18 protein-coding genes and 1 pseudogene are annotated in these 16,308 nt (G+C 72.5%); 11 read left to right on the forward strand and 8 right to left on the reverse strand.

Features of this window, described 5'->3' with window-relative positions; translation table 11 throughout:
• Window positions 1–41 precede the first annotated feature (41 nt).
• Window positions 42–611 carry a TetR/AcrR family transcriptional regulator gene (locus MUY22_RS35055; protein WP_247051465.1) on the forward strand — a complete coding sequence of 190 codons (570 nt, stop codon included), beginning with the start codon at window positions 42–44 and terminating at the stop codon, window positions 609–611.
• Window positions 612–663: 52 nt separating this feature from the next.
• Here the strand turns inward: MUY22_RS35055 and MUY22_RS35060 are convergent, their stop codons facing one another.
• From MUY22_RS35060 to asnB, 5 genes are all read right to left on the reverse strand, one after another.
• Window positions 664–993 (reverse strand): hypothetical protein, encoded by a 330-nt coding sequence (locus MUY22_RS35060; RefSeq protein WP_247051466.1) that lies wholly within the window; start codon window positions 991–993, stop codon window positions 664–666.
• A 2-nt stretch (window positions 994–995) separates the two neighbouring features.
• Entirely contained in the window at window positions 996–1,880 is an 885-nt protein-coding gene (locus MUY22_RS35065; RefSeq protein ID WP_247051467.1) for a hypothetical protein, read from the reverse strand.
• 333 nt (window positions 1,881–2,213) lie between these two features.
• On the reverse strand, window positions 2,214–3,029 hold the full coding sequence (locus MUY22_RS35070; RefSeq protein ID WP_247051468.1) for an oxidoreductase: 816 nt from the start codon (window positions 3,027–3,029) through the stop codon (window positions 2,214–2,216).
• 22 nt (window positions 3,030–3,051) lie between these two features.
• Complete coding sequence (locus tag MUY22_RS35075; protein ID WP_247051469.1) at window positions 3,052–3,924, reverse strand: helix-turn-helix transcriptional regulator; 873 nt, start codon at window positions 3,922–3,924, stop codon at window positions 3,052–3,054.
• A gap of 60 nt (window positions 3,925–3,984) precedes the next feature.
• Complete coding sequence (asnB, locus tag MUY22_RS35080; RefSeq protein WP_247051470.1) at window positions 3,985–5,508, reverse strand: asparagine synthase (glutamine-hydrolyzing); 1,524 nt, start codon at window positions 5,506–5,508, stop codon at window positions 3,985–3,987.
• A 78-nt stretch (window positions 5,509–5,586) separates the two neighbouring features.
• On the opposite strand from asnB, the gene MUY22_RS35085 reads away from it, so the two are divergent.
• Complete coding sequence (locus MUY22_RS35085) at window positions 5,587–6,339, forward strand: IclR family transcriptional regulator (protein WP_247051471.1); 753 nt, start codon at window positions 5,587–5,589, stop codon at window positions 6,337–6,339.
• 9 nt (window positions 6,340–6,348) lie between these two features.
• On the opposite strand, the gene MUY22_RS35090 is transcribed toward MUY22_RS35085, so the two are convergent.
• On the reverse strand, window positions 6,349–6,909 hold the full coding sequence (locus tag MUY22_RS35090; protein WP_247051472.1) for a TetR/AcrR family transcriptional regulator: 561 nt from the start codon (window positions 6,907–6,909) through the stop codon (window positions 6,349–6,351).
• Window positions 6,910–6,971: 62 nt separating this feature from the next.
• Between MUY22_RS35090 and MUY22_RS35095 the strand changes: the two genes are divergently transcribed.
• The 9 genes from MUY22_RS35095 (at window position 6,972) to MUY22_RS35135 (ending at window position 13,156) form a co-directional block, all read left to right on the forward strand.
• Window positions 6,972–7,928, forward strand: a complete 957-nt coding sequence (locus MUY22_RS35095; protein ID WP_247051473.1) for an SDR family NAD(P)-dependent oxidoreductase — start codon at window positions 6,972–6,974, stop codon at window positions 7,926–7,928.
• A 97-nt stretch (window positions 7,929–8,025) separates the two neighbouring features.
• The gene (locus tag MUY22_RS35100) at window positions 8,026–8,355 is read left to right on the forward strand and encodes a PadR family transcriptional regulator (RefSeq protein WP_305879322.1); all 330 of its coding nucleotides are present in this window, start codon (window positions 8,026–8,028) and stop codon (window positions 8,353–8,355) included.
• A 2-nt stretch (window positions 8,356–8,357) separates the two neighbouring features.
• The gene (locus tag MUY22_RS35105) at window positions 8,358–8,726 is read left to right on the forward strand and encodes a DUF1048 domain-containing protein (protein ID WP_247051474.1); all 369 of its coding nucleotides are present in this window, start codon (window positions 8,358–8,360) and stop codon (window positions 8,724–8,726) included.
• Complete coding sequence (locus MUY22_RS35110; RefSeq protein ID WP_247051475.1) at window positions 8,723–9,487, forward strand: ABC transporter ATP-binding protein; 765 nt, start codon at window positions 8,723–8,725, stop codon at window positions 9,485–9,487. The genes MUY22_RS35105 and MUY22_RS35110 overlap by 4 nt, the downstream gene beginning before the upstream one ends.
• On the forward strand, window positions 9,487–10,254 hold the full coding sequence (locus MUY22_RS35115; protein WP_247051476.1) for an ABC transporter permease: 768 nt from the start codon (window positions 9,487–9,489) through the stop codon (window positions 10,252–10,254). The genes MUY22_RS35110 and MUY22_RS35115 overlap by 1 nt, the downstream gene beginning before the upstream one ends.
• An 86-nt stretch (window positions 10,255–10,340) precedes the next feature.
• Entirely contained in the window at window positions 10,341–10,676 is a 336-nt protein-coding gene (locus tag MUY22_RS35120; RefSeq protein WP_247051477.1) for a helix-turn-helix transcriptional regulator, read from the forward strand.
• Window positions 10,673–11,356: a cation transporter gene (locus MUY22_RS35125; protein WP_247051478.1), complete on the forward strand. Its 684-nt coding sequence runs from the start codon at window positions 10,673–10,675 to the stop codon at window positions 11,354–11,356. Before MUY22_RS35120 ends, MUY22_RS35125 begins: the two co-directional genes overlap by 4 nt.
• An 85-nt stretch (window positions 11,357–11,441) precedes the next feature.
• Window positions 11,442–12,395, forward strand: coding sequence for an ATP-binding cassette domain-containing protein (locus MUY22_RS35130; protein ID WP_247051479.1), 954 nt, complete (start codon window positions 11,442–11,444; stop codon window positions 12,393–12,395).
• Complete coding sequence (locus MUY22_RS35135; RefSeq protein ID WP_247051480.1) at window positions 12,392–13,156, forward strand: ABC transporter permease; 765 nt, start codon at window positions 12,392–12,394, stop codon at window positions 13,154–13,156. The genes MUY22_RS35130 and MUY22_RS35135 overlap by 4 nt, the downstream gene beginning before the upstream one ends.
• On the opposite strand, the gene MUY22_RS35140 is transcribed toward MUY22_RS35135, so the two are convergent.
• Together MUY22_RS35140 and MUY22_RS35145 are read right to left on the reverse strand one after the other, a co-directional pair.
• Window positions 13,114–13,902, reverse strand: a complete 789-nt coding sequence (locus MUY22_RS35140; RefSeq protein WP_247051481.1) for a hypothetical protein — start codon at window positions 13,900–13,902, stop codon at window positions 13,114–13,116. The genes MUY22_RS35135 and MUY22_RS35140 overlap by 43 nt on opposite strands.
• Window positions 13,903–15,535: 1,633 nt before the next feature.
• A pseudogene (locus MUY22_RS35145) lies at window positions 15,536–16,285 on the reverse strand (BTAD domain-containing putative transcriptional regulator); the annotation flags it as partial.
• Between the last annotated feature and the right edge of the window lie 23 nt (window positions 16,286–16,308).

Below are 16,308 nucleotides of genomic sequence, written 5' to 3' on the forward strand. Positions count from 1 at the left end.
CTCATCGTGCTTCGAGTCAAGTTGTCTCATAGGATCGGCTCGTGACCAGTGAGACAGACCCCCGATCCGTGCGAAGCCGGGAAGCGATCCTGAACGCCGCCCGCGAGCTGCTGCTGGAAAGCGGCCCGACCGCGGTGACGCACGTGCAGGTCGCCGACCGCGCGGGGGTGGGCCGCGCGACGGTCTACCGTCACTGGCCGCAGGCCGAACCGCTGCTCCTCGAGGCCATGGCCACCGTCCCGATGCCGTTCCTCGACCAGCCCACCAGGCCCACCCGGGAGTGGCTGCGCCGGGAGCTGACCGCCATCGCCCGTCAGCTCGAGCTGGACGACGTCCGCGCCGTGTCCACGACCCTGGCCAACACGGCCCTGTGGGACGAGAACATGGACGCCCGCCGCGCCCAGTTCGCCGCCATCCTCACCGACCGCCTGGCAACCGCCCTGGACGACGCCCAGGCGCGCGGCGAGCTCACCCTTGCGCTGGCCAGCCGCAACGCCGCAGCCCTGACGATCGGCCCGCTGTACTACCGCAGCACCATCGAGCACGCCCCGGCCGACGCCACCCTCATCGACGCCGCCATCGCCGCCCTGGGCACCTGGTCCGCCGCTTAGTGTGCTCGACCGAGCAAGGGTGGCCCGATCACCAGGTGGACGTCCGGAACCCCTAGTCGTCGTCCTCCGGGGCGATCTCCGGTTCCGCAAGATCGAGCGCCGCCAAGGCCGCGATCTCCTCCCGGACCCCGGCTTCCGCGCCGTCGAGGGCTGCTTGCCGATCGGCCTCGGGCAGGGCGTGCCACTCGTCGATGCCCGCGTGGGCCGCCTTCAGCGTCTCCTCGGACAGGTACGAGCGGTACAGCAGGTCTTCCGGCTTCGCGTGGCCCGCCAGGACGTCGCGGGCGAAGTCGGCCAGGTCGCCCTCGCCGCGGGCCAGCAGCACCAGCTGGTTGTGCCTCGCGAGCCGGCCCTGTGGTGTGCGCCACGGTGAGATCTCCACGGTCACGTCCCCGGGTGCTTGTACGGTTCGCCGGGCCAGGCCTTCGCGGCGATTTCGCCGTTGCCCGCCACCAGCTCGGAGATCGACGCGATCGTGTGCGCCAGGGTGTTCAGCGTGTCGATGGCGGTGCGCAGCGGGGTCACCTCGGTCAGGATCCCGGCGATCGCCTGGCGCACGGACTCGCCGTCGCTCAGGCCGGCGATGCCCAGCAGGAACAGCTCCAGCGCCTTGCCGAGCTTGAGGACCTTGCCGAGCAACGCGTCGAGCAGTCCTTCGAGCGCGATGTCGAGCGCCTGCATGGCGTCGTAGGCCGCGCGGGCGAAGTTCTTGATCTTCTGGCCGGCCTCCGTGCAGAACTTGGCGTGTTCCGCGCAGGCGTGGGAGTAGTCGGTCAGCCAGGCGCGCGCGGCCTCGCCGGCGTGCCCGGTCCAGCGCTCCTGGATGCCGAAACGCCCGCGGTCGACGTTCTGCTTGATCTTGGCGAACGCGAGCCCGGTGTCCTCGAACACCATGCCCTGCCGCAGCAGCGCGTCCCAGTCGCCGGCCACCAGCTTCTCGACGACGGTCAGCAGGTCGATCCCGACCAGCTTCGTCAGCAGCCCCCGCGCCGCCCCGGAGATCGACGCCCCGCCCGCGATGTCGTCGGCGATGCGCTGGACCTCGATGTTCCAGCCGCCGAACGCGTCCTCGCCCGGGTTGTCCGGCCCGGTGTACTCGAGCTCGGGGTGCCGCGGATTGCGGGACGCGTTGTCGAAGTCGGTGAAGGACGCCGCGGTTTCGGGCGAGGCGACGTCGTCGGGCGCGACCCGTTCGGACAGCGAGTCCGGGTAGGCCGCGTCGGCCTTCGCGGCGGCTTCGTGGTCGGTCTCGCGGTACAGCTTCGCCACGGCGACGAGCGTGGTGTCGTAAGAGTCCGCGAGAGACTCGGCCTTGCCCCCGTTGGCGACGGCGAGCTCCTGCCACCGGTCGAGCGGCGCGGCGAGCTTGCCGAGCAGCCCTTCACCCCACTCGTTCGGCCCGGCGGTGGCGGCCGCCCGGTAGAGCCCGGCCGCGGCGCCGGCCCGCCCGGCCAGCGCGCCGAGCTTCTTGATCGCCTCGGGGTCGGCGTGGAAATCGCTGCTGATGGTCGTGCCTCCGGGTCCGGTCGTGCTGACGACCGGTCCACGCGCGCCGGGGTGATCCGGTTTAGTGCCGGTCCACCCAGTGGAACGCCGCTCGGCTCACCGGTAGTCGGTGGACAGAGCCAGGTCACGCCACTGGTCGAGTTCACCGGCGACCGTGGCCAGCTTGTCCTCCACGAGCCGGACGCAGTCGCTGCCCAGCTGCAGCCGCAACGGCGGCTCCGCGGTCGTGACCAGACGGCGGATGGCGGTGACCGCGCGAGCCGGGTCGCCGGGCTGGTGGCCGTCGTTCTTCTCGATCGCCGAGGTCACGGCGCCGACGCTGCCGGCGTAGGCGGGCACGGTGACCGCGACCTGGCGACGACTGGCAGGGGCGAGGAAGTCCGTGCGGAACGAGCCGGGTTCGACGACGGTGATGTCGATCCCGAGCGGCCCGACCTCCGCGCGCAGCGCCTCGCTGAGGCCTTCGACGGCGAACTTGGCTGCGCTGTAGAGGCCGCGGCCCGCGCCGGAGGCGAACCCCGCGCTGGAGCTGATGTTCACGACGTGACCCGCGCCCTGGGCCCGCAACACCGGCAACGCGGCGCGGGTGACGTTGAGCAGCCCGAAGACGTTGGTGTCGAACAGCGCGCGCACGTCGGCGTCCGGCACCTCCTCGACGGCGCCGAAGAGCCCGTAACCGGCGTTGTTGACGAGCACGTCGATGCGGCCGAACCGTTCGACGGCCGCGGCGACGGCGGCTTGCGCCTGGGCCGGATCGGTGACGTCGAGGCGGACGTCCAGCCGCGGCCCGGCCGGGTCGCCGGGCGGCGGGTTCCGCGCGGCCGCGACGACCTGGTCGCCCGCGGCGAGGGCGGCGTCGGTGAGCGCCCGGCCGAAGCCGCGGGACGCGCCGGTGATGAACCAGACAGACATGGTTGCTCCGTGATCGTGGGACTCACCGGCCAGGCGGGTCGTCCGCGAGGGAGAGGGCGTAGCCGGCCAGCAGGGCGAGGGCGTCGCCGGCCGGGCCTCCCGGCTCGGCGTGGTAGACGACGAGGTGCTGCCCCGGCGCGCTGGTGACGGCCAGGTTTTCGAACCGCAGGGTCAGGTCCCCGGCGAGTTCGTGGTGGAAGTGCTTGACCGTCGCGGTCTTGGCCCGGACCTCGTGCTTGCCCCACAGGCGGGCGAAGTCGGGGCTGCCGACCGACAGTGTGCCCACCAGTTCGGCGAGGCGGGCGTCGTCGGGGTCCGGGTTGGCCGCGCGGAGGGCGGCGACGCAGCCTTCGGCGATCTTCGCCCAGTCGCGGTAGAAGACGCGGGCGCCGGGCTCGAGGAAGATGCCGCGCAGCAGGTTCCGTTCGCCGCGCAGCCAGGAGAACAGCGCTTCACCCAGCGGGTTGACGGCCAGGAGGTCGAAGTACCGGCCGTAGACCAGGGCCGGGGTGTGCGGCCAGGCGTCGAGCAGGGCCACGAGTCCCGGTGCCGCGTGCTCGGGCCGGGCCTTGCGCGGTTTCGCCGGTGCGGCGAGGCCGCGGAGGTAGGCGGCGGCCTCGTCGTCCAGCAGCAGGGCGTCGGCGAGAGCCGTCACGACCTGCGGCGAGGGGTGGGTGTCGCGGCCCTGTTCGAGCCGGGTGTAGTAGTCCGTGCTGACGCCGGCCAGCATGGCGACCTCGTCCCGGCGCAGCCCGGGTGTGCGGCGGTCGCCGTCCGGGATGCCGTGCTGCTCCGGCCGGGTCAGGGCGCGCCGGGCCCGGAGGAACTCGCCCAGCCGGGGTGCCGCGTGCGCCACGGTCACCACCTCCTGTCCGTCGCGGATCTTCGACCGCACCGACGCTAGCCGGGGATCGCCGGAGCCGGGTAGCTCTGCCAGGTCCCCCGAGGAACCGGGTCAGGCGACGGCGAAGCGGGTCAGCACCGCGGCCGGCCGGACCTCGGGCAGGGCCCGGCGGAACGCGCGGTAGTAGGCGAGTTCCTCTTTGGACCGCACCGAGGTGGCCGGGTCGCGCCGCTCGGTCAGCTCGGCGTCACCGATGTGCCGGTTCCAGTACGGCGTCAGCAGGTCCGCGGCGCCGCTGCCGGTGCCGAACTCCAGCTTGGGCCGCCAGAGCAGCCGGCCGGGGAGCCAGCCGGTGAACGCGCGGCGCAGGTGGCCTTTCTCGAGGCCGTCGGCTTCGAGGGATTTCACGTTGTCCGGCAAGGACATCGCGTGGTCGACCACGCGGGCGTCGAGGAAGGGCACCCGCGCTTCCAGGCCGTGCGCCATCGTGACGCGGTCGCAGCGCTGGAGGTTGAGCCCGTGCAGCTGCTCGATGGTGCGCCGCAGCTCGCGGTGCAGCGCCGCGGGGTCGCGGTGACGTTCGTGGTAGTAGCTGTAGCCGGCGAAGAGCTCGTCCGCGCCTTCGCCGGTCAGCACCGCCTTGACGTGCTGTGCGGCCAGTTCGGCGAGGAACCAGTTCGGCACCGCGCTGCGGATGAGGCCGGCGTCGAACGACTCGACGGACGCGACGACGTCGTCGAGGGCCGCCACGGCCTGCGCGGCGTCGAAGACCGTTTCGCGGTGTTCCGTACCGAGGAATTCCGCGACTTCCCGGGCCGCGAGGAGGTCGGAAGACCCCTCGACGCCGACGGCGAACGTCTTCAACCGCCGCCCTTCGCGGGCGTACTCGGCCGCGGCGACGGCGGCGACGATGCTGGAATCGAGCCCGCCGGAGAGGAAGACGCCGACCTCGACGTCGGCCATCAGGTGCCGGCGGACCGAGTCGACGAGCACGGCGCGCGTCCGGCTCTCCAGTTCCACCGCGGTGAGGCCGTCCTGGACGGGGGCGAAGGTGACGGCCGTGGCGAACCGGACCAGGCCGTCTTCCGGCGTCCACCAGCAGCCGGGCGGGAACATCTCCACCGCGTGCTGGACGGTGACCGGGAAAGCGCGCATTTCGGACGCGAAGTAGTACCGGCCGCCGGCCCGCGCCCAGTAGAGGGGCTTGATGCCGAGGCGGTCGCGGGCCGCGACGAAGCGGCCGTCCGGGGTCGCCGCGCAGAGCGCCCACATCCCCTCCAGCCGGTCGAGCGCGCGCGGCCCTTCGGCGGTCAGCAACGCGAGCGCCGACTCGCTGTCCGACGCGGTGGTGAAGTGGTGGCCGGGCAGGCTTTCGCGCAGTTCGGCGTCGTTGTAGATCTCCCCGTTGCAGACCAGCGACCACGGCCCGGCCTCGCCGAGCGGCTGCCGTCCGTTGGCGGGCCCCACGATCGACAGCCGGTTGTGGCCGAGCCAGGCGCGTGCGCCGACGCGGGCCTGGCCGGTGTCGTCGGGACCGCGGTGGGCCAGCCGGGTGAGCATGGCCCGGCCGGTGGCCACGACGTCGGAGGTGATCGCTTCGGACGAGGGGGCGAACCACGCGACTATTCCGCACATGCAGGTCACGCTAGGTCGGCCCGTGCGTCGGTGACAACCGCAGTTGCGCTCCGCGCACGGCCGTCGGACACTGGGCCGATGGCGAACGACAGTCTGACCAGCGTCCACCGGGCCCTCGATGTGCTGCGGACGCTCGGTGCGGGCCCGCTCGGGGTCCAGGCGGTCGCCGAGGCCCTGGCGGCCGAGAAGACCCAGATCTCGCGGACGCTGAAGGTGCTGCTCGAGGAGGGGTTCGCCGAGCGCGACCCGAAGACCCTGGAGTACCGCCTCGGCTGGCAGCTCTACGCGCTCGCCGGCGCGGCCGGGGACGGCCGGCTCCGGCAGGACGCGCCCCGGGCGCTGCGCACCCTGGTCCAGGAGCTGGGGGAGGCGGCGTACCTGACCGTCCGGGAGGGTGACGCGGCCCTGACCGTGCTGAGCGAGCAGGCGGGACGCAGCGTCCAGGCGCGCGAGTGGATCGGCCGAGGTACGCCGCTGAGCTGCACCTCCAGTGGGCGGGCGCTGCTGTTCGGCTTGGCCGACGCCGAGATCACCGCCCTGCTCGCGGCCAGGCCGGGCGCGCTGCCCGGCACCCGGCGGGCTCCGCGGACCGTCGCCGCGGTGCTGAAGCGGCTGCGCGAGGAGCGGCCGGCGGGCTACGTCGTCGCCGCGGAGGAGTACGAGATCGGCCTCACCGCGGTCGCGGCCCCCGTGCTCGACTTCCGCGGCACGCCGCTGGCGGCGGTGAACGTGTCGGTGCCCAGCTTCCGGCTCACCGAGGACGGCCTGGCGCGGATCGTGGCGGCGGTGACCGCCACGGCCGCGGAGCTGTCGCCCGGCCTCCGGGGGTGAGCCGGGTCGTCACCCGACGAGCAGGCCGACCGCGGTGGTCAAGCGGCCGAGGTACGCCTCCCGCGTCTCGACCTGGTGCTTCACCCCGATCGACACGCTGATCAGCGTCTGCGCGACCTGGATCGCGGCCGCCCGCCCCGCCGTCTCGGCGATCGCGTCGGTGACGAGTTCCGCGAAGCGGGCCGGAGCGGTCTCGACGATCTCGCCGAGCAGGTCCGGGTTCTGCTCGATGACGCTCGTGACGTCCCGGCCCAGCGGCCCGACGTAGCGGCCGGCCCAGCGGTCGAACGCGCCGGCCAGCCGCTCGCGCAGCGGCCGGTCCGCGGCGACGAGGACGGCCTGCGCCGCGGCGAGGTCCTGTTCCAGCGCCCGGGTGAACGCGGCCCGGAACAGCGTTTCCTTCGATTCGAACAAGAAGTACAGGCCGGGCCGCGAGATCCGGGCCGTGCGCGCCAGTTCCTCCATGGACGTCTTGCGGTAGCCGTGGCGGGCGAAGGTGAGCAGCGCTGACTCGAGCACCGCGTCACGACGAGCCGCGGTACCGGCGTTCGACGTCTCGGGGGCGACCATGCGCCGATCCTACGAGTCGTGGACTCACTATACAAGAACTGTCTAGTACGTATAGTGGCGCCATGACCACACGTGAACTCATCACCACCCAGTTCTCCGCCGCCAGCACCGCGGACGAGGTGCTGGCGGGCGTCGACCTCGCCGGAATCCGCGCGATCGTGACCGGGGCGTCCTCGGGCATCGGCGCCGAAACGGCCCGCGCGCTCGCGGCCGCCGGCGCCGAGGTCACCCTCGCCGTCCGGAACCCGGTCGCCGGCCAATCCGTCGCCGACGCCATCACCGGCACGACGCGCGTCGCGGTGCTCGATCTCGCCGACCAGGCGGCGGTCCGGCGGTTTGCCGATGGCTGGAACGGGCCGTTGCACCTGCTCGTCGCCAACGCCGGTGTCGTCACCGGCGGCCTGGAGCGGACGCCGGAAGGGTGGGAGCTGCAGTTCGCGACGAACCACCTCGGCCACTTCGCGCTGGCCACCGGCCTGCACGACGCGCTCGCCCGTGGGGCCGCCGACCGCGGCGAAGCGCGCGTCGTCTCGCTCAGCTCGACCGCGCACATGCGCGCGAACGTCGATTTCGACGACCCGCACTTCGCGCGCCAGGCCTACGACCCGCAGCTCGCGTACGCCCGGTCGAAGACCGCGAACTCGCTGTTCGCCGTCGAAGCGACCCGCCGCTGGGCCGCCGACGGCGTCTTCGCGAACGCCGTCAACCCCGGCGGGATCGCGACCGGGCTGCAGCGGAACTTCACCCCGGCGCAGAAGGCGTCCCTCGACGCGGCCGAAGCCGCCGGCACCTTCACCTACAAGACCGTCGAGCAGGGCGCCGCGACCACCATCGTCGCCGCCGTCGCGCCGCAGTTCGCCCGCACCGGTGGCCACTACCTCGACGACGCCCAGGAGGCGTACACCGTGCCGGACGACGCCGCCCTCGCCGACCACCCGCACGGCGTGAAGGAATGGGCGCTCGACCCGGCCGCCGCGAAGCGCCTCTGGGACGTCTCCACCGAGTTGATCCACGGCTGAGGACGATCGGTCACGCACCCGGGCCCTTGCGTCTTCGCTATTCAGCGATACTATCTACCAGTAGTCACTGACACTGAGTACTGGGGAGAGGTGATCCGTGGGCAAGCAGGTGACGGAGATGCTCAAGGGGGTGCTGGAGGGCATCGTCCTGGCGATCCTGGGCCGCCGGGCCGCGTACGGCTACGAGATCACGGCGTGGCTGCGGGACCAGGGGTTCTCCGACATCGCCGAGGGCACGGTCTACGCGCTGCTGGTCAGGATCGAGCAACGCGGCTTCGTCGACGTGGAGAAGGTGCCGTCGGAGAAAGGGCCGCCCCGCAAGGTGTATTCGCTCAACGCGCAGGGACGGCAGCACCTCGAAGAGTTCTGGAAGACCTGGGGCTTTCTCGCCGAACGGCTCGAACAGCTCCGCGAAGGGGGCAACTGACGATGAAGATCTCGGATATCACCGCGAGGGTGATCGGCGACAAACGGCGCTGGCGGGCGTACAAGGCGCGCAGCAAAAGGCTTCCCGAGAACTACCGCCTGGCGGTCGCGGCGCTGGAGCGGTACCTGATGTTCTTCGGGGCGGCGGACGGCGAGAGCGCGGCGTCGATGTTCGAGGACCTGATCGACCTGTTCGAACGAGCCGCGGCGGACGGGACGCCCATCCGCGAGATCGTCGGGGAGGACCCCGTCGACTTCGTCGAGGCGTTCATCCAGAACTACACGAAGGGTGGCTGGATCATCCGGGAACGGGACCGGCTGACCAACGGCATCAAGCGCGCCGAAGAAGCGACCGGCGAGGCTCGATCATGACGGCCGCGATCCACGTGCAGGGTCTGGAGAAGTCGTACAAGACGCTGAAGGTGCTGCGCGGCGTGGACTTCGACGTCGCGCGGGGCAGCATCTTCGCCCTGCTCGGCTCGAACGGGGCCGGCAAGACGACCGTCGTGAAGATCCTTTCCACCTTGCTCGCGTCCGACGCGGGAACCGCCGTCGTGCACGGCTTCGACGTCGCCACTCAGGCCGAGGACGTGCGGGCGTCCTTCAGTCTCACGGGACAGTTCGCGGCCGTCGACGAGATCCTCAGCGGCCGCGAGAACCTCGTGCTGGTCGCCCGGCTCCGGCACCTCAAGGGAGCGGGCACGATCGCGGACGACCTGCTCCGGCGCTTCTCGCTGACCGACGCCGGCGACCGGAAGGTGGCGACGTACTCGGGAGGCATGCGCCGCCGCCTCGACATCGCGATGAGCCTGGTCGGGAACCCGCCGGTCATCTTCCTCGACGAGCCGACGACCGGGCTCGACCCGCAGGGGCGCATCGAGGTGTGGCAGGCCGTCAAGGAACTCGCCGGCCGCGGCACGACGGTGCTGCTGACGACGCAGTACCTGGACGAGGCCGAGCACCTCGCCGACCGGATCGCGATCCTCCACGGAGGCCGGATCATCGTGAACGGCACCCTCGCCGAGCTCCGGCGGCTCCTGCCGCCGGCCAAGGTCGAATACGTCGAGAAGCAGCCGACCCTCGAAGACGTCTTCCTCACCCTCGTCGGCAACGCCGGCCGGGGGGAACAGTGATGACCAAACACTTCTTCGGCGACGCAGCTGTCCTGCTCGGACGGTCCCTGCGGCACATCACGCGCAGCGTGGACACGATCATCACCACCGCGATCATGCCGATCGCCATGCTGCTGCTGTTCGTCTACGTGTTCGGCGGCGCGATCAAAGCGGGCTCGGATTCGTACGTGAACTACCTGCTGCCCGGCATCCTGCTCATCACCGTTGCCTCAGGCATCTCCTACACCGCGTTCCGGCTCTTCCTGGACATGAAGAACGGCATCTTCGAACGGTTCCAGTCCATGCCGATCGCACGCTCGGCCGTGCTGTGGGCGCACGTGCTGACCTCGCTCGTCGCGAACCTGATCTCGCTCGTGGTCGTCGTGGGCGTCGCCCTGCTCATGGGCTTCCGCTCGGGGGCGGGCGTGGCGGCGTGGCTCGCGGTGCTGGGCGTCCTGGTCCTGTTCACCTTGGCGCTGACGTGGCTCGCCGTCATCCCAGGCCTCACCGCGAAGTCGGTCGACGGCGCGAGCGCGTTCTCCTACCCGCTGATCTTCCTGCCGTTCCTCAGTTCGGCGTTCGTGCCCACCGGCACGATGCCCGGCCCGGTGCGCGCCTTCGCCGAACACCAGCCGGTGACGTCCATCGTCAACGCCCTGCGCAGCCTGTTCACGCAGCAGCCGGTCGGTTCCGACATCTGGATCGCCCTCGCGTGGTGCGTCGGCATCCTCGTCGTCGCGTACTTCTTCGCCACGCTCACCTATCGCCGCCGGATTCGGCATGCCTGAACGCGTCACCACGTGGTGGCCAGGCTCCTGATCGAGAAGGTCGCCGGCCTTGCTGTCGTGTCAGCCGTGGCTGTACTGTCCGACGCATGCTGACGTGTGAGACACGGGGAGCGGCGCTGGCCCGGCTGGGGCGCGCGCTGGCCGACCCGACGCGGTGCAAGATCCTCGTGTCCCTGCTGGACGGGGCGAACTACCCCGGTCAGCTCGCCAAGGAACTGGGCCTGAGCCGCTCCAACGTCTCGAACCACCTGGCCTGCTTGCGCGGGTGCGGCCTGGTCGTCGCGACCTACCAGGGGCGTCAGGTCCACTACGGACTGGCGGACCAGCACCTGGCTCGCGCGCTCCGCGAGCTGGTCCAGCTGGTGCTCGCGGTCGATCCCGAGCAGCCCTGCGTGGACGACGTCGAGCCGGTGAAGGCATGAGCGGCGACGCCGAACCACGCGTCGAGCTGCTGCCGATCGCGCAAGGCGGCTGCACCGACGGATGTTGTGCTGTCCAAGCGACGGACGCCGACCGCCGGGCGGTGCTGTCGCGCCGGGTGCGGCTGCTGGTGGCCGCCACGATCGGCTACAACGTGGCCGAGGCGGTCATCGCGATCTCGGCCGGGTCGGTGGCGTCCTCGACGGCGCTGATCGGGTTCGGGCTCGACTCGGTCATCGAAGTCGCCTCCGCCTCGGCCGTCGCCTGGCAGTTCTCCGGCCCGGACCCGCAGGCGCGCGAACGGACGGCGCTGAAGGTGATCGCGGCGTCGTTCTTCGCGCTCGCCGCGTACGTCACGGTCGAGTCGGTGCGCGCCCTGTTCGGCGCGGAGCCGGCCGGGCAGTCCACCGTCGGGATCGTGCTGGCGGCGGTGTCGTTGCTGGTGATGCCGTTCCTGTCCCACGCGCAACGCCGGGCCGGGCGCGAGCTGGGTTCGGCGAGCGCGGTCGCCGACTCGAAGCAGACGCTGCTGTGCACCTACCTCTCCGGCGTCCTGCTGCTCGGGCTGCTGGTGAACGCACTGTTCGGCTGGTCGTGGGCCGATCCGGCCGTGGCCTTGGTGATCGCCGCCGTCGCGGTGCGGGAAGGCCGCGAGGCTTGGCGCGGCGAGCACTGCTGCTGAAACCGCGGTGAAACCGGCGTGAATCCCGCTGCCCGCATCCTCCTCGTGTCGTGGCCGCTCCGGCCACGCCGACGGAAGGGGGCGCATGGACAGCGCTGCATCCGCGATCGCGGTGACCGGGCTGCGCAAGTCGTTCGGTGACCGGATCGTGCTCGACGGTATCGACCTGGACGTGCCGGCCGGGACGACGTTCGCCCTGCTGGGGCCCAACGGAGCGGGGAAGACCACCGCGGTGCGGATCCTCTCCACGCTCATCCGGGCCGACGGCGGGCAGGCGCGGATCGCCGGGCACGACCTCGCCGCGGAACCGGACGCGGTGCGGGCCGCGATCGGCGTCACCGGCCAGTTCTCGGCCGTGGACGACCTGCTGACCGGCGAGGAGAACCTCGTCCTGATGGCCGACCTGCACCACCTCGGCCGCGTCGAAGGACGGCGGCGGGTCGCCGAGCTGCTCGACCGCTTCGACCTCGCCGATGCGGCGAGACGCCTGGCGACGACGTACTCCGGAGGCATGCGGCGTCGCCTCGACCTGGCCATGACGCTGGTGGGCGACCCGCGCGTGATCTTCCTCGACGAGCCGACGACCGGGCTCGACCCGCGCAGCCGCCGCACGATGTGGCAGATCATCCGGGAGCTGGTCGCCGGCGGCGTCACGATCTTCCTCACCACGCAGTACCTGGACGAGGCCGATGAGCTGGCCGACCGGATCGCGGTCCTCGACCACGGCGAGATCGTCGCGGCCGGGACCGCGAAGGAGCTCAAGCGGAGCGTGCCCGGCGGCCACGTGCGCCTGCAGTTCCGCGACGTCGCCGACCTCGACGCGGCCGCGCGGGCGTTCGGCGAAGGGCGCCGCGACGACGAAACCGTCGCCCTCCAGGTGCCGGGCGACGGCGGGGTCCGCGCGCTGCGGGCCGTGCTGGACCGCCTGGAAGACGCCGGGATCGACCCGGACGAGCTGTCCGTGCACACCCCCGACCTCGACGACGTCTTCTTCGCCCTCACCGGCCACACCACCACCGCGAAGGAGACGGCCCGATGAGCGACGCGACGACCATGGTGCGGCGCAACTTCCGTCACACGCTCCGCAACCCGGGCGCGATGATCATGACGATCGCGCTGCCGGTCGTGCTCCTGCTGCTGTTCGTCGGAGTGTTCGGCGGCGCGCTGACCGCGGGGCTCGGGACGGGGGCGCCGGGCCGCAGCTACCTCGACTACCTCGTCGCCGGGATCCTCCTGATGACCGTGGGCTACGGCGCCACGACGACGGCGATGGCGGTCAACCGGGACATGACCGCGGGCATCATCGCCCGCTTCCGCACGATGGCGATCTCCCGCGCGTCCGTGCTGACCGGCCACGTCGTCGGCTCGACCGTCCGCACCCTGGTCAGCGCCGTCCTGGTGGTCGCGGTCGCGCTGCTGCTGGGTTTCCGGCCGGACGGCGATCCGCTGCGCTGGCTCGCCGCCTTCGGGATCCTCACCCTGCTCACGCTCGCCCTGATGTGGCTCGGCGTCGCGGTCGGGCTGGCCGCCAAGACCGCCGAGGGCACCGCGCCGTTCACGTTCGCGGTCCAGCTGCTGCCGTTCCTCAGCAGCGCGTTCGTCGCCCCCGACGCGATGTCGGGCGCGGTGCGCTGGTTCGCGGCGCACGAGCCGTTCACCCCGATCATCGACGCCCTGCGCGGCCTGCTGCTCGGTACTCCCGTTGCCGGACACGGCTTCCTCGCCGTCGGCTGGTGCGTGGGGCTCGCCCTGGCGGGCTACTTCTGGGCGCGGGCGCTGTTCAGGCGGGATCCGCGCTGATCCCGGGCGCGCAGCTCGGCCGAGGCCGCGGCGCGCAGCCCGTCGTGGTCCAGGTCGGCGTACGCCGAGACGGCCTCGGCGTACGCCGCCGGGTCGGCGTGTTCGGCGACGTCCCGCAGCCGTGTGATCGACATCGCCGGCTGGAACGACCGCTGCAGCCCGAACCGCCCGGCGAGCGCGACCAGCCGCGCACCCGACGCCGTGTCTCCACGGCCGAGGTCGGACACGGCCAGCGCCACCAGGAGCGAGCCACACGCCGGAAACTCCACGACGGGCGCGGAGGTGACCATTGTGGACAGTGGGCCGGCCAGGCCCGCGACGACGTCCGCGACGAGGTCCAGGCGGTCGTGCCGGGCGTGGGTGACCACCGCGACGGCCTGGACCTCCCACGTCCAGAGCCCGGCGCCGGTGGTCGTCCGCAGGTGGCCGGCGGCCTGCCGCCACAGGCGCAGCCCGCCGTCGACGTCGCCGCGGCTGAGCAGGATCTCGGCGCGGGAGCAGACGTCGAACATCGGCAACCCGATCGGCTCGTCGTCCCCGGCGCCCGGCTGCAGGCCCCGTTCGGCTTCGTCGAACGCGCCGCGTTGCAGGTTGGCCAGCACCTTCGCCCAGCGCGCCCGGGTGGAGGTGGAGCGCGCGCCGAGGTCTTCGAGCAGCGACAGCGCGACGTCGATGTGCCGGAGGGCCTCGTCGCCGGGATCGACCTGCAGGCAGAGCTCGCCGACGCGGGCGTGCGCGAGTGCCACCGGCAGCGGCGTGCCGTCGTGCTCGAGCCGCGCGAGCCGCCCGCAGCGCGCCGTCGAGATCGTTGACGCCTTCCCGGACGTAGCTGGCGATGTAGTTCGCCATACCCGCGAGCACCGGCTGGTCGCTGTCGCACAGTCGTTGCCGTGCCGCCTCATCCGGGGCGCACAACGCCGCCTGGATGGCCCGGACGGGGTCGTCCGGCGGCGCGGCGGGCAGCCGGCGCAGCGTGACCAGGGTGCGGCGGGCCGACGTGGTGCGCATGAGCAGGCTGATCAGCGCACCCAGCACGGTCGCGGTGCGGGTGGCTTCGAGGACGTCCGGGGCCGGGCGGTGGTGCGACAGCAGCCACGCCGTCTCCTCGGCCAGCGCGGTGAGCCGCGTGAAGTTCGACTCGGTGACCCACAGGCTGCCGAGGACCGCGGCGATCGCGGCGACGGCCGCCCCGTCTTCGAGAGCGAGTCCGTGCTGCAGGGCCAAGGCGAGGTTGTCCTCTTCGACGCGGATCCGGCCGACGGCCTGGACGAGGTCGGGACCGACGACCGCATCGTGGTTCGTCAGCCCGAAATCCCGGGCCCAGGCCAGAAAATCGCCGATGACTCGCTCGGTTTCGCCGTCGATCTCGGCGCGACGCGCCCCGCTGAACTCGCGCACGGTCTCCAGCATCCGGAACCGGGTGCCCGCCGTGTCGTCGACCGGTTTGAGCAACGACTGGTCGACCAGCTGCTCCAGCACGGCGTCGTCGCCGAGCACGTGGCGGGCGGCGTCGGCGGTGAAACCACCGGGGAACACCGAGAGCGCGCGCATGGCGGCCTGCCCGGCGCCGTCGAGCAGGTGCCAGCTCCAGCCGATGACGGCGTGCAGCGTCCGGTGCCGGTCGGGGGCGTCCCGGGAGGACCCGCGCAGCACGGCGAACCGGTCCGCCAGCCGCCCGGTGATCTCGGCGACGGACATGACCCGGATCCGGGCCGCGGCCAGCTCGACCGCCAGCGGCAGCCCGTCCAAGCGCTCGCAGAGCGTCCGGACGGCGTCCGGCGGCAGGTCGGCGCCGGGCCGGGCCGCGCGGGCGCGCTGGGTGAACAGCTCGGCGGCGGTCGGGAGGTCCAGTTCGGGCAGGGGGTAGACCGATTCGGCCGACAGGCCGAGCGGGGCGCGGCTGGTGGTGAGTACCCGGAGGTCGCCGCTCAGCGACACCAGGCCGTGCACCAGGTCCGCCACGCCGCGCACGACGTGCTCGCAGTTGTCCAGCACCAGCAGCACGGGGTCGGTCCCGAGCGCTTCGACGACGCCGGCGAGCACCGCGGGGCCACTCACGCCGAACCCGGCCGCGACCGCTCCCGCGACGTCGTCGTCCGCGGTGAGCGCGGCCAGTTCGATGAAGTGCACGACCCGCTGGCCGGCCTGGCGGCCGATGGCGTGCGCGAGCCGGGTCTTGCCCAGGCCGCCGGGGCCGGTGATCGACACGACCCGGGCGGCGCGCAGCAGCGCGGTCACCGCGGCGATGTCCTGGTCGCGGCCCAGCAGCGGGTTCGGTTCGTGGCGGACGCCGTGCCGCTGCGCGGGGGTGTCGCCGAGCAGCAGCTCGCGGTGCAGCGCCCGGAGCGCGGGTCCGGGGTCGCTGCCCAGGTCGTCGCGCAGGGTCCGCCGGTGGTCCTCGTACCGGTTCAGGGCCGCGGCCGGGCCGGCGGTCACGGCGTCGCACCGCAGCAGCTCCAGCAGGACCTCCTCGTCCGCCGGCCGGTCCTGCCGGACGTCGCCGAGGGGGCCGGCGGCCTCGGCGTACCGGCCGAGCCGGGCCAGGGCGAGCGCCCGGGAACGGGTCAGGCTCCGGTACGTCGTGACGGCGGCGGCCCGCAGGGTGGACAACGGGTCGTCGAGGGTGGGGTCCGTGGGGCCGTCGTACCACGCGAGCCCGGCTTCGGCGTGCTCGAGGGCGCCTGCGTGATCGCCGGCGCGGGCGGCCTGCGTGCTCGCCGCCGCGTGGAGCAGGACGGCCGAGACGTCGACCTGCTCTTCGCGCAGGGAGAGGCGGTAGCCGGTGGGGGTGGTGACGATGACGTCCGGGCCGAGCCGCGCCCGGGTCCGCGACACCAGGATCTGCAACGCCTTGGCCGGGTGCTCGGGCTGGTCATACGGCCACAGCTCGGCCACCAGCCGGTCCGCGCCGCACCCGCCGCGCAGGCGGCCGGCGAGCAACGCCAGCAGCGCGCCCGGCCGGGCGCCGGTGAGCTCCCGGCCGCGGAAGGAGACCCGGGACAGCAGGGTCAGCTCGACGGTCACGGACGTCAGGCTAGCCGCACCGGGAGCCGGCCGGGGGAGCGTGCCCGGCAACCGGATCGTCCACATCGGACCGGATTCCGCACGTCGCGGGCGACCCACCGGCATCCTCCGGTCCGACCGCGGCTACC

The sequence above is a fragment of the Amycolatopsis sp. WQ 127309 genome, assembly GCF_023023025.1.
Lineage (GTDB): Bacteria > Actinomycetota > Actinomycetes > Mycobacteriales > Pseudonocardiaceae > Amycolatopsis.